13 protein-coding genes are annotated in these 13250 nt (G+C 58.9%); 11 read left to right on the top strand and 2 right to left on the bottom strand.

The annotated features are described in order from the left end of the window. Window positions 1–4: 4 nt before the first annotated feature. A complete protein-coding gene (locus M2367_RS06060) occupies window positions 5–442 on the top strand; it encodes a YcgN family cysteine cluster protein (RefSeq protein WP_259236221.1) in 438 nt (145 codons plus the stop codon). Between the two features lie 461 nt (window positions 443–903). On the opposite strand, the gene rne is transcribed toward M2367_RS06060, so the two are convergent. After that, complete coding sequence (gene rne / locus M2367_RS06065) at window positions 904–4173, bottom strand: ribonuclease E (RefSeq protein ID WP_259236133.1); 3270 nt, start codon at window positions 4171–4173, stop codon at window positions 904–906. Window positions 4174–4586: 413 nt separating this feature from the next. Here rne and rluC point away from each other — a divergent pair, with 413 nt between their 5' ends. Then, window positions 4587–5531 (top strand): 23S rRNA pseudouridine(955/2504/2580) synthase RluC, encoded by a 945-nt coding sequence (gene rluC, locus M2367_RS06070; RefSeq protein WP_232301982.1) that lies wholly within the window; start codon window positions 4587–4589, stop codon window positions 5529–5531. Beyond that, window positions 5528–6175 (top strand): HAD family hydrolase, encoded by a 648-nt coding sequence (locus M2367_RS06075; protein ID WP_259236222.1) that lies wholly within the window; start codon window positions 5528–5530, stop codon window positions 6173–6175. Before rluC ends, M2367_RS06075 begins: the two co-directional genes overlap by 4 nt. A gap of 189 nt (window positions 6176–6364) precedes the next feature. Here M2367_RS06075 and M2367_RS06080 read toward each other — a convergent pair whose 3' ends face one another. Further along, window positions 6365–6946 (bottom strand): nucleoside triphosphate pyrophosphatase, encoded by a 582-nt coding sequence (locus M2367_RS06080; protein ID WP_259236134.1) that lies wholly within the window; start codon window positions 6944–6946, stop codon window positions 6365–6367. Window positions 6947–7064: 118 nt separating this feature from the next. Between M2367_RS06080 and yceD the strand changes: the two genes are divergently transcribed. From yceD to fabF, 8 genes are all read left to right on the top strand, one after another. Beyond that, window positions 7065–7586, top strand: coding sequence for a 23S rRNA accumulation protein YceD (gene yceD / locus M2367_RS06085; RefSeq protein ID WP_084218212.1), 522 nt, complete (start codon window positions 7065–7067; stop codon window positions 7584–7586). Window positions 7587–7605: 19 nt separating this feature from the next. Further along, window positions 7606–7773 (top strand): 50S ribosomal protein L32, encoded by a 168-nt coding sequence (gene rpmF, locus M2367_RS06090; RefSeq protein ID WP_005908717.1) that lies wholly within the window; start codon window positions 7606–7608, stop codon window positions 7771–7773. 9 nt (window positions 7774–7782) lie between these two features. Further along, entirely contained in the window at window positions 7783–8802 is a 1020-nt protein-coding gene (gene plsX / locus M2367_RS06095) for a phosphate acyltransferase PlsX (RefSeq protein WP_042042497.1), read from the top strand. A 7-nt stretch (window positions 8803–8809) separates the two neighbouring features. Beyond that, window positions 8810–9769, top strand: a complete 960-nt coding sequence (locus M2367_RS06100; RefSeq protein ID WP_259236135.1) for a beta-ketoacyl-ACP synthase III — start codon at window positions 8810–8812, stop codon at window positions 9767–9769. Between the two features lie 80 nt (window positions 9770–9849). Further along, entirely contained in the window at window positions 9850–10785 is a 936-nt protein-coding gene (gene fabD / locus M2367_RS06105) for an ACP S-malonyltransferase (RefSeq protein WP_259236223.1), read from the top strand. Between the two features lie 13 nt (window positions 10786–10798). Beyond that, entirely contained in the window at window positions 10799–11533 is a 735-nt protein-coding gene (gene fabG, locus M2367_RS06110) for a 3-oxoacyl-ACP reductase FabG (RefSeq protein ID WP_042042493.1), read from the top strand. A gap of 157 nt (window positions 11534–11690) precedes the next feature. Next, the gene (gene acpP, locus M2367_RS06115; RefSeq protein ID WP_042042492.1) at window positions 11691–11927 is read left to right on the top strand and encodes an acyl carrier protein; all 237 of its coding nucleotides are present in this window, start codon (window positions 11691–11693) and stop codon (window positions 11925–11927) included. 79 nt (window positions 11928–12006) lie between these two features. Beyond that, entirely contained in the window at window positions 12007–13248 is a 1242-nt protein-coding gene (fabF, locus tag M2367_RS06120) for a beta-ketoacyl-ACP synthase II (protein ID WP_259236136.1), read from the top strand. Window positions 13249–13250: the final 2 nt, after the last annotated feature.

A 13250-nucleotide genomic window follows, 5' to 3' on the forward strand; every position in this document is an offset into this window, starting at 1 on the left:
TAATATGCAGCCAACGCCTTTTTGGCAGGAAAAGACCCTGCAGCAGATGACCAATGCCGAGTGGGAGTCCCTGTGCGATGGCTGCGGCAAGTGCTGCCTCAACAAGCTGATCGATGCCGACACCGACGAACTGGTGTTCACCAACGTGGCCTGCAACCTGCTCAACACCAAGAGCTGCCAGTGCTCCGACTATCACAATCGCTTCAAGAAGGAGCCGGACTGCCTGCAGATCACGGTGGACAAGATTGACGAGTACCAGTGGTTGCCGTCGAGCTGTGCCTATCGCCTGCTGGCCGAGGGGCAGAGCCTGCCGGCGTGGCACCCGCTCATCACCGGCAGCCGCAGCGCCATGCACCAGGCGGGGCAGTCGGTGCGCGGCAAGGTCATCCATGAGCGTGACGCCGGTGAATGGGAAGATCACATCATCACCTGGGCCAGCTGAGCCAGCCGCTTTCTGCTATTGGCAAGAGCCACCCAGGTGGCTCTTGCCGTTTCTGGCGTCCGGGTTTGCTCGAATGCCACGAGGGTGACTCTGGGCTCTTAGCTAAGGATCTAGGTCTGAGGCTCTGCTGGCGTGGGGTTATCAAGACAGGCCGCGAGCTGGCAATGGGTGGGCAGTCGCGAGTCCGGCAGAGTGGCACGGGGAGGGTGGTAATGCAGTCAGATCAGGGAAGAGACGGTTGCGCCTGTGAGGGGCTTGGCGGCGTTGCATGTCCCTGAGGCGGGCTGATGGGGAGCGTCGCGCTCCTTCTCTGCTGCTGCCGCATGCAGCGACATCCTTCATAGCAGAGATCCGCTGGCGGTGATGACGGCGCTGAAATAGCGCAGAACGCTTAGTGTGGCGATAGTTGGGACATAAAAAAAGAGCCGCATCTGCGGCTCTTTTTCATGGCTAGCTAACCCTTATGGGCGGCCAGCCGGGCTATGGGCCTTGTTGACCGCAGCCGTGCTACCCGCGTGACGACCCGAGCTGTTCACATCGGTGCGCACCAAGGGAGCGCTGTCGACGTGCTCGGCAACCGGCAGGGCAGGCACCTCGGCCGGGGTGGCCATGGGGGCAGATGCCTTGCGAGCCTGGGCCAGCAGACCACCGGCGGAGCGTACCGCCGGTTTGGCAGCAGGCTTGGCTTGAGCCACAGGGGCGGCAGGGGCAACCACAGGGGCTTGCTCTGCGACCACAGCCACGACAGCAGGGGCCTCGACCTCGACAGGGGTAACCACTGGCGCGGCTTCCACCTGAGCTTCCACCTTGGTTTCCACCTGAGCGGCGACAGCGTCGGCGGTCACTTCAGCCTGAACGGTCTCAACCATAGCCGGGGCTGCTGGCTGAACGGTCACCTCATGCACCTCGGCAGGGGCCTCGGTCACAACCGGAGCCTCAACCAAAGCCTCAGTGACGACAGGGGCGGCGGTTTCAGCCACCTCGACCGGCGCTGGCTCTGCCATCACCACGGGGGTGGCCTCGACCATCTCGACCGGGGCAGCCTCAACGACGGCAACTGGCGCTGCCTGCTCGACCACCGGGGCGGCCGGCTCGTTGATCACCGCCTTGCTGGTATCAACGAAAGGCACTTCCGGCAGGTGGTGATCGTTGTCGATCACGGTGTGCTCGACCAGTGCGGCAGAGGCCTGAGTCGCGGCGGCAACGGCATCATGGCTCAGGGGAGCAAGCTGGGTCAGAGGCTCATTGCTCTCGACCTGGGGCTGTTCCTCTTCGCGCTGGCTGCGGGCATCTTCGTTGATGCGCTTGCGACGCTGGCCTTCGCTGCGTGAGCCACGGGGGTTGCGACGGGAGCGGCGCTGGCCGTCCTGCTCATCACCCTGCTCGGCGGGGGCTGCATCTACCGATTCAACCGGCAGATCGCTCTGAGGTGCATCGACACGGATCTGCTTGCGCATCTGGCGACGCTCGCGACGCTCGGCAACAATCAGCTCCTTCTCCTGGTGGATCTCTTGCGGAGTCTCAACCGGGGTCTGCAGCGGTTCGGTGGCGTTGATGGCCTGAACCTCCAGCTCGGCGCGGGGTTCGCGGGGCTGGCGAGGTTCACGCTCACCACGAGGCTCACGGGGCTGACGTGGTTCACGGGGCTGGCGAGGTTCACGTTCGACACGGGCTTCGCGATCCTGACGTGGTTCACGCTCGGCACGGGGTTCACGGGGCTGGCGAGGCTCACGTTCCTGACGCGGTTCGCGCTCGGTACGTGGTTCACGTTCGACACGGGGTTCACGCTCAGTGCGAGCTTGATCCTGACGCGGCTCACGCTCTTTGCGCGGACGACGGGCACGATTGTCACCCTGCTCGCCACTCTTGGCGTCACGGCGCTGCTCATTGTTGTCGTTGCGATTGCGGTTGCCCTGGCCTTGGCGGGGGCGGCGCTCGTCACGCTGATGACGATGAGGCTCTTCCTTGCGCGCGTCGGTCTGCGCCGGTGCCGCAGGTTTGGCGTCGGTGGCAGCCGGGCTGCTGGCGAAGATGCCGGCAATGGCCTTGAACAGTTTGCTGACCAGACCCGCTTCTGCCACGGCAGGGGCGGCAACAGGTGCAGCAGCCTGAGGGACAACGGCTGCAGGGGCTGGCTGGGCTGGCTGGATGAAGCCTTGCAGCAGCGGCTGTTCCCGCTCAACCACATTGATCTGCTTGGGTTGATAGACAGGCTTGGCCACTTCGGTTTTCAGCTCATAGCTCACGGCTTCGGCGATCTCATTCTTGCGAATGCGGGTCACTTCGTAGTGAGGGGTTTCCAGATGCTGATTGGGGATGATGTAGAGGCGAACCTCGTTACGCTGCTCGAGGCTGGCGATGGAGCTGCGCTTCTCGTTGAGCAGATAAGCGGCAACATCCACCGGCACCTGGGCATGAACCTGTTCGGTATTGTCCTTGAGCGCCTCTTCTTCGATAAGACGCAGGATAGAGAGGGCCAGTGATTCGTTGTCACGGATCACACCCTGACCCTGGCAACGGGGGCAGATATGGCTGCTGGACTCGTTGAGGGAGGGGCGCAGACGCTGGCGGGACATCTCCAGCAGACCGAAGCGGGAGATGCGGCCCAGCTGGATGCGGGCGCGGTCCTGGTGTACGGCTTCACGCAGACGGTTTTCCACTTCGCGCTGATGGCGAACCGGGGTCATGTCGATGAAGTCGATGACAATCAGGCCACCCAAGTCACGCAGGCGCAGCTGGCGAGCAATCTCGTCGGCCGCTTCCAGGTTGGTTTGCAGCGCCGTCTCTTCGATATCGCCGCCCTTGGTTGCCCGGGAGGAGTTGATATCGATGGAGGTCAGCGCCTCGGTCGGATCGATGACGATGCTGCCGCCGGAAGGCAGACGCACTTCACGCTGGAAGGCAGACTCAATCTGGCTCTCAATCTGGAAGTGGTTGAACAGCGCCACGTCACCTTGATACAGCTTCACCCGATTGAGGAAATCGGGACGAACCAGTTCGATGTGTGCCTTGGCACGCTCGAAGATGACGGGGTTGTCGATCAGGATCTCGCCGACATCGCGACGCAGATAGTCACGAATGGCACGCACGATCACGTTGCTTTCCTGATGGATGAGCACGGGGGCGTTACGTTGCAAGGAAGCCTTGTGAATGGAGTCCCAGTGGTTGAGCAGGACGTTCAGATCCCAGGAGAGTTCCTCGGGGGATTTACCCACACCGGCGGTACGCACGATCAGGCCCATGCCTTCCGGCACGGTCAGACCCGACAAAGCCTCTTTCAGCTCGGTACGCTCATCACCTTCGATACGGCGGGAGATGCCACCGGCGCGGGGGTTGTTCGGCATCAGCACCAGGTAGCTGCCGGCCAGACTGATAAAGGTAGTGAGGGCCGCACCCTTGGTGCCACGCTCTTCTTTATCGATCTGAACGATCACTTCCTGGCCTTCGCGGACCACTTCTTTGATGTTGGGACGACCCTGATAGGAGTAACCGGAGGGGAAATAATTGCGGGCGATCTCCTTTAACGGCAGGAAACCGTGGCGCTCGGCGCCGTAGTCGACAAAAGCAGCTTCGAGACTGGGTTCTACGCGGGTGATTCGGCCCTTGTAGATGTTCGCTTTCTTCTGCTCGTGTCCCGGACTTTCAATATCCAAATCATAGAGCTGTTGTCCGTCAACCAGCGCTACGCGCAACTCCTCTTCCTGAGTCGCGTTGATTAGCATTCTTTTCATTGAGTTCTCATTATTTTGTCATTTTGATTTCCTCCACAGGATCCCGCCGGCGCCGGCCTCGGGTCTTCAGCATACTTGGGCAACCTCCCGGTTGGGGTATGCATGAGGCGCAAACTAAGGGCGCTCTGGTTCAGCCTTCTCGAGAAGGGATGAATAAGGGATGCCGGTGTGGAGACAAATAGCCGATTTTGTTTGCGTTCTCCATGCGCTGTACCTCGCCCCCGGGAACCGTCATGTTCTTGTAGATACGGCGTTTTGGGATTGGGTGGCATAATTCTTGGCCACTTAGTACAAGGCTTGAACACAATGACAAAACCTTGTTTATTATCCCATTTAAACGGCTTTTATAGCAAGGTGCCATTTTTCAACAAAGCATGGAGCCAAGGGGCCCGTGGGGTGTTAAAATCCGCGCCATGACACAGATACAACAACAAGTGCAGCTGCTCACCATCGAAGCTGAGCATGAAGGGCAGCGCATCGACAATTTTCTCAAGACTCAGTTAAAGGGCGTCCCCAAGAGCCTGATCTATCGCATCCTTCGCAAAGGGGAGGTGCGCGTCAACAAGAAGCGCATCAAACCTGAATACAAACTCATCTGCGGTGACGAGGTGCGGGTGCCCCCCGTGCGCGTTGCCGAGAAAAACGAACTGCCTTCGGCCAATCTTGGCAGCATCCAGCGCCTGGAGAGTCAGATCCTGTTCGAAGACGACGCCATGATAGTGCTCAACAAACCGTCCGGCATGGCGGTGCACGGCGGCAGTGGCTTGAGCTTTGGCGTCATCGAGGGGCTGCGGGCCCTGCGCCCGGAAGCGCGCTTCCTGGAGCTGGTGCATCGCCTCGATCGCGATACCTCCGGTGTGTTGCTGGTCGCCAAGAAACGCAGCGCCCTGCGCAGTCTGCATGAACAACTGCGCGTCAAAACCATGCGCAAGCAGTATCTGGCGCTGGTGCGTGGCCAATGGCAGCCTCACGTCAAGGTGGTCAATGCGCCGCTGCGCAAAAACGATCTGCAATCCGGCGAGCGGGTGGTGCGGGTCACGGCCGATGGCAAGCCCTCCGAGACACGCTTTAGGATCGCGCGACAGTTTGCCGAGGCCACCCTGGTTGAATGCAGCCCGATCACCGGTCGTACCCACCAGATCCGGGTGCATACCCAGCATGCAGGTCACCCCATCGCGTGCGATGATAAATATGGTGAAGCGGCCTTTGACGAGAAAATGCGCAGCCAAGGGCTAAAACGCCTGTTCTTGCATGCCTGGAAGCTCACCTTCACCCATCCGGTCGATGGTCGTGAGGTATTGATCGAGGCGCCGCTGGCACCTGAGCTCGACAGCTTCCTCAATAAATTGGCTCGCTGATGGCTATCCGGCTCGCCATTTTTGACTGGGATGGCACCCTGATGGACTCCATCGGGCGAATTGTCGCTTGTGTCGAGCTGGCTGCCAGCGACTGCGGCTTGCCATTGCCAACGCAACAGCAGATCCAGCAGATCATTGGTTTGAGTCTGGGCGTGGGGCTGGCAGGGCTGTTTGGGCTGGAGGAGGGGAGTGAGCCCTGTGATCGGTTGATTGATCGTTATCGCTATCATTACCTCCATGACGATACCCCCAGCCCCTTGTTTGCTGGCGCCACCGACTTGCTCCATGACTGGCACGGGCGCGGCATCTTGCTGGCGGTCGCCACCGGCAAGTCACGGCGAGGGCTGGACAGAGTCCTGGACGAGACAGGGTTAAGACCCTTGTTTGCTGCCAGTCGGGGCGCCGATGAGGCGAACTCCAAACCCGATCCTCTGATGTTGAATCAGATCTTGGCCGAATTGGGCGTCGCGGTAGACGAGGCGGTGATGATAGGGGATTCCATTCACGATCTCGGCATGGCCAAGGCGCTTGGCATGGCGAGTATCGGTGTGACCTGGGGTGTCCATGACAAGGCGCGTCTGGCCGAGTTTGAGCCTCTCCTGATAGCCGACACCATGGTGCAGTTGCGTGCAGCCCTCGATTAGGCTCACTTGGTAACGGGATTGAGCAACAACATGACCTATGACAAGAGAGCGCTTCGGCGCTCTCTTGTCATTCAGGTCGTCTCGAATCTCTTCTTCATGCAGCAGGACCCATGGCAACCGACATGATCAAGGCTGCAACGCCATCAATGATCAAAATGCGGTGATGGCATGTATGGCTATGGCTATGGGTCAGGGGAGCGAGAGGCCGTGGCAGGCCAGCAGTTCAACCAGACCGATCAGCGGCAGGCCGATCAGCGTATTGGGATCGCGGCCTTCCAGTCCCTGAAACAGCACTATGCCCAACCCCTCACACTTGAAGCTACCGGCGCAATCCAGTGGCTGCTCGGCCTCGACATAACGGCGGATTGCCGCCTCATCGAGGGTGCGGAAATGCACGGTGAAGGGTTCGACCAGGCTGTGACACTGGCCCGTGGCCGCATCGATCACCGCCAGGCCCGTATAGAAGGTGACACTTCGGCCCTGGGCCGCCAGCAGCTGCGCCACGGCGCCCTCGACAGTGCCGGGTTTACCGAGGATCTTATCCTGGCAGACACACACCTGATCCGACCCTATGATCATACCCTGATCATGCAGATTGGCGACGGCCTGTGCCTTGGCGATGGCCAGTCGCAGCACCAGTTGCCGGGCTGATTCTCCGGGCTGGGGAGCCTCATCGACCGCGGGGGCCTGGTAGTCGAAAGGGAGGCCTAGCTTGGCGAGCAGAGCCTGCCGATAGCGAGAAGTAGAGGCGAGTATCAGCTTTTGTGTCATAATCCGCAGCCGGTGGGGATGAGTTCTGCCATGTTAAGGACTTTTGTCGTTAAAATCATCGGTGGTAAGGACTTTTTCCTTTGACTATCCCTTGTTGGACCTATAATATTCGCGCCCTATGCAAAAGGTGAAGTTGCCCGTTAAGGTTGATCCAGTCCGTAATGCCTTGAAGCTACTCGACTATGTCGGAATAGTGGAAAAGTCGCAGATGCCCAGATTGGAAGCATCAACCGCAGGCTTGCGAAGTGATGTGGATGTAACACTGCACTTTGGCAAAGATGTCCAGAAGTTGACCGTTATGGAAGGCACTGCCCATGCCGAGGTTGACCTGGTTTGCCAGCGTTGTGGAGATACATTTCAACACCTTTGTGAAGCTGAATTTATCTACACTCCGCTGTTTGAGAAAACAAACGAGGAAGAACTGCCGGAAGCTTATGAGCCCATTGAGTTGGACGAAAACGGCGAGATAGATCTTCATAAAATCCTGGAGGATGAACTTATCCTCTCGTTGCCTCAGGTCGCCATGCATCCGATGGATGCTTGTCCCAGGGGAAACATGGAGATGACATGGGGTGATATCGAACCTGCTGATGAGCGGCCAAATCCCTTTGCAGTTCTTGAAGAGCTTAAACGTAAGTGAATCTAGGAGTTAGCCTACCATGGCCGTACAACAGAACCGTAAAACCCGTTCCCGTCGTGGCATGCGTCGTTCCCACGATGCATTGACCAGCGCAGCACTGACTGTTGATCAGACCAGTGGTGAAATTCATCGTCGTCACCACGTGACTGCCGATGGTTTCTACCGCGGTAAAAAGGTAATCGCTTAAGGATTGCCTTTGTCTACGCTCAACGTCGCGCTAGACATAATGGGGGGAGATTTTGGCCCCTCTGAAACAGTGCCTGCCGCCGTGCAGGCACTGTCTCTTCTGCCCCAGCTCAATCTGATCCTGGTCGGCAATCAGACCAGCGTCACTCCGCTTCTGCGCCAACATGGCCTGCTCAATCATCCCCGCGTTCGTTTCGTGCATGCCTCCCAAGTTGTTGGGATGGGCGATAAACCGATCGTGGCGTTGCGTACCCTCAAAGATTCGTCCATGCGGGTCGTGCTGGATCTGGTCAAGAGTGGTGCGGCCGATGCCTGCGTCAGTGCCGGCAATACCGGTGCCCTGATGGCCATGGCCAAGTGTGTGCTCAAATCCCTGCCAGGGGTGGACAGACCGGCGCTGATCAAGGCGTTGCCAACCGTGGCGGGCAAGCGCACCGTCATGCTGGATCTGGGCGCCAATGTGAGCTGCGATGCCGATACCCTGCTGCAGTTTGCGGTCATGGGATCCGTGGTGGCCGAACGGGTGGAGGGTATCGCGACGCCCCGTGTCGCGCTGCTCAACGTGGGGGAGGAGGAGATCAAAGGCAACGATTTGGTCCGTCATAGCGCCGAGCTGCTACGTCAGTGCCCGGCCATCAACTTTACCGGCTTTATCGAGGGCGATTGCCTGTTCACCGGCCAGGCGGACGTCATCGTCTGCGATGGTTTCGTGGGCAATGTGGCGCTCAAGACGGCGGAGGGGGTGGTCCGTATGATGGGGCAACTGGCCGGCTATCCACGTAAAAAGCGCACCTTTCTTGGCTTGATCGCTGGCTTTATGCTCAAACGGCGTTTTTCTTACCTGAACCCCGACCAGTATAACGGCGCAAGTCTGTTAGGATTGCGCGGCATTGTGGTAAAAAGTCATGGGCGGGCCGAACGTCGCGCCCTCTGTACTGCGATCCTGCTGGCCGCACAAGAGGCCAAGCATCAACTTCCATTGCAAATAGCAGATCGCCTTGAATCTGTCTTTTCCGACAGGGATCTATAAGAACTCTATGCATAGCAAAATTCTGGGTACTGGCAGCTATCTGCCGAGTTCAGTGCGTACCAACGCCGATCTTGAGCAGATGGTTGAGACCAGTGATGAGTGGATCGTGGCACGCACCGGCATCCATGAGCGTCGTATCGCGGGTGAAGGCGAGACTGTCGCGACCCTCTCACATCAAGCCGCTCTGCGCGCGCTGGAAGCCGCAGGCATCCAGGCCGCGGATCTGGACATGATAGTGCTGGCCACCACCAGTGCCGAAAATGCCTTCCCGGCCGCCGCCTGCGAGCTGCAAAATCTGTTGGACGTACCGGGGATCCCGGCGTTTGACATTGCCGCCGCCTGCGCAGGCTTCACCTATGCCCTCGCGGTGGCCGATCAGTTCATCAAGTCAGGGGCGGCGCGCCATGTGCTGGTCGTTGGCGCCGATGTGCTGTCGCGCATGTGCGATCCGCAAGATCGCGGCACCATCATCCTCTTCGGGGATGGGGCTGGGGCCGTGGTGGTCGGGGCCAGCGAGTCTCCTGGCATTCTCTCCACCCATCTTCATGCCGATGGCCGTTACGGCGATCTGCTCAAGCTGCCGCAACCACGCCGTGGCCTGACGGGCGCAGAGCTCGAAGCCTACATGTATATGAAGGGCAACGACGTGTTCAAGGTCGCGGTGACGCGCCTGAGCGAGATAGTGACCGAGACCCTGGCGGCCAACGATATTGAGCCCAGCGAGCTGGACTGGCTGGTGCCTCATCAAGCCAACTTCCGTATCATCAGCGCCACCGCCAAGAAGCTTGGCATGGGGCTGGACAAAGTCATACTGACCCTGGACCGACACGGCAACACCTCGGCCGCCTCCGTGCCTATCGCCTTCGATGAAGGAGTGAGAGATGGCCGCATTCAACGCGGTCAGCTGGTGTTGCTCGAAGCCTTCGGTGGCGGTTTTGCCTGGGGCTCGGCGCTGATCCGTTTCTAATTTTCTTGCAAGAGCAGGGTGCGACACCGGTTGATAAACCGCTCGCGCCCGATTGATGTTTTCGCGTAAAGGAATTCATGATGACCCAATTTGCCATCGCTTTCCCGGGACAAGGCTCCCAGGCTGTCGGCATGCTGGCCGAGCTGGCCGAGCAACATGCAATAATCAAAGAGACCTTCGCCGAGGCGAGTCAGGTACTCGGTTATGACTTGCTCGAACTGGTCCTGCAGGGACCGGTCGAAGAGCTGGGCAAAACCTGGAAGACACAGCCAGCCTTGTTGACGGCGTCAGTCGCGCTGTGGCGCCTGTGGCAGCAACAGGGTGGGGCAGTCCCCTCCGTCATGGCCGGTCACAGCCTGGGGGAGTATTCCGCCCTGGTGTGCAGCGGCGCCCTGGGCTTCACCGATGCGGTCAAGCTGGTTGAACTGCGCGGCCTGGCCATGCAGGAAGCCGTGCCGGAAGGGACGGGCGCCATGGCGGCCATCATCGGTCTGGATAACGAGGCCATTGCCGCCAACTGCGAACTGGCCGCTCAGGGTCAGGTGGTGTCGCCGGTCAACTTCAACTCCCCGGGCCAGGTCGTGATCGCCGGCCACAAAGAGGCGGTTGAACGGGCCAATATTCTGATGAAAGAGTCCGGCGCCAAGCGAGCACTGCCGCTGCCCGTCTCTGTACCTTCACACTGCGCCTTGATGAAACCGGCTGCCGAAAAGCTGGCCGCGGCGCTAGATGGGATCGAGATCAAGGTTCCAAGTATCGCCGTCATTAATAATGTCGACGTTACCTGTGAACAGGATCCGGCTGCCATCAAGCAGGCGCTGGTGCGTCAGCTGTTCAGCCCGGTGCGTTGGAGCGAGACGGTCGAGCGGATGGCCAACGATGGTGTCACCCTCGAGATCGAAATGGGTCCGGGCAAAGTACTGACCGGCCTCGCCAAACGTATCGACAAGCGCGTAGAAGGCATTCATGCCAATGATGCTGCCTCATTCGAGCAGGCGCTGGCCCAGTCCAAGTAAACAGGAGTAGAGCATGAGTTTTACCGATAAGGTTGTGTTGGTGACAGGTGCCAGTCGTGGCATTGGTCGCGCAATTGCCGAGACCTTCGTGGCCCGTGGCGCGAAAGTGGTAGGGACCGCGACCAGCGAGCGCGGCGCCGAGGCCATCAGTGCTTACCTGGGTGAGCATGGCTGCGGTCTGGCGCTGGATGTAACCAGCCCCGAATCCATCGAGGCCGTCTTTGCCGCCATCAAGGCGCGCTTTGGCGACATCGATATCCTGATCAACAACGCCGGTATCACCCGTGATAACCTGTTGATGCGAATGAAGGATGATGAGTGGAGCGAGATCATCGACACCAACCTCACCTCCCTCTATCGTCTGAGCAAGCCGGTGCTGCGTGCCATGATGAAAAAGCGTTATGGTCGTATCATCAGCATTGGTTCAGTCGTGGGCACCATGGGTAATGCCGGTCAGGTCAACTATGCCGCCGCCAAGGCGGGCCTGGTTGGTTTTACCAAGGCCCTTGCCCGTGAAGTGGGCTCCCGTGGTATCACGGTGAATGCCGTGGCGCCCGGTTTTATCGAGACCGATATGACCCGTGCCCTCAATGAGGAACAGCGTGCCGGTATCATGAGCCAGGTGCCTGCCGCCCGTTTGGGCGATCCGAAAGAAATTGCCGCCGCTGTGGTATTCTTGGCATCTGATGACGCCGCTTATATCACTGGCGAAACCCTGCATGTTAATGGCGGGATGTACATGGTGTAATCAATTTGTCGTCAGTTCTGCTCAAATTTGCGATAATACGCCGAAGTTTGGCACTTTTCGTGGTTTGACCAGCAGCAAGCTACTTGCAAACTAACGTCAATTGCATAAACTACCCCAACCAGACGCAATAGCGTATTTTTAAAGGAAAATTCAGGTCATGAGCAACATCGAAGAACGCGTAAAGAAAATCATCATCGAACAACTGGGTGTTAAAGAAGACGACGTCAAGAACGCTGCCTCCTTCGTCGACGACCTGGGCGCTGACTCTTTGGATACCGTTGAACTGGTAATGGCGCTGGAAGAAGAATTCGATACCGAAATCCCGGATGAAGAAGCCGAGAAGATCACCACTGTTCAAGCGGCTATCGATTACATCACCGCTAATCAGGAATAAGTTCCTGAACTAAAAGAAGCGGCCCAAGGGCCGCTTCTTTTATATCTACCCTCCTAAAAACACCTCGGAGACTACCTCAGTGTCAAAACGCAGAGTCGTGGTGACCGGCTTGGGGATGCTTTCCCCGGTGGGTAACACCGCCGAATCCAGCTGGCAAGCCCTGCTTCAAGGGCAAAGTGGCATCAGCCTCATCGATCACTTCGATGCTACCGATTACGCCACCCGTTTCGCAGGCCTCATCAAAGAGTTCGATCCGGAACAGTACGGCATCAACCGTAAAGAAGCGCGCAAGATGGACCTCTTCATCCAGTACGGTGTCGCAGCCGGCATGCAGGCGCTGGACGATGCGGGGCTCGAGGTCAATGAGCAGAATGCCGAACGCATTGGCGTGGCCATCGGCTCTGGCATCGGTGGCCTGGGTCTTATCGAACAGAACCACAACAGCCTGATCGCTGGCGGCCCACGCAAGCTGAGCCCCTTCTTCGTGCCGTCCACCATCATCAATATGGTGTCCGGTCATCTCTCCATCATGCGCGGATTGCGTGGCCCCAATATTGCCATCACCACCGCCTGCACCACGGGCACCCATGCCATCGGTTTTGGTGGTCGGATGATTGCTTATGGCGATGCGGATGTCATGGTCGTGGGCGGTACCGAGAAAGCCTCTACCCCGATGGGGATGGGTGGCTTTGCGGCGGCCAAGGCGCTCTCCAATCGCAATGACGAACCTCAGAAGGCGAGCCGCCCTTGGGACAAGGACCGCGATGGTTTCGTGCTGGGTGATGGCGCTGGAGTACTGGTGCTGGAAGAGTACGAACATGCCAAGGCCCGTGGCGCCAAGATGTATGCCGAGCTGGTTGGTTTTGGCATGAGTGGTGACGCCTACCACATGACGGCTCCTCCTGCCGATGGCAACGGTGGCGCTCGCGCCATGACCAATGCCATCAAGGATGCCGGCATAGCCCCAGAGGCGATCGGTTATATCAATGCCCACGGCACTTCGACTCCCTTGGGGGATGTGGCCGAGCTGCGCGGCATGAAGCAGGTCTTTGGTGAACACGCCAAGCAGCTGATGATCAGCTCCACCAAGTCGATGACGGGTCATCTGCTGGGTGCGGCGGGCGCCATCGAAGCCATCATTACCGTGCTGGCGCTGCGCGATCAGGTTGCGCCGCCCACCATCAATCTGGATAACCCGGATGATGAGTGCGATCTGGATCTGGTGCCCCATGTGGCCAAGGCGGGGAACTTCGAGTACGCCTTGTCCAATTCCTTTGGATTTGGCGGCACTAATGGCTCCCTGATCTTCAAACGCGTATAATT

Source organism: Aeromonas sp. BIGb0445 (assembly GCF_024809075.1).
Classification (GTDB): Bacteria; Pseudomonadota; Gammaproteobacteria; order Enterobacterales; family Aeromonadaceae; genus Aeromonas; species Aeromonas rivuli.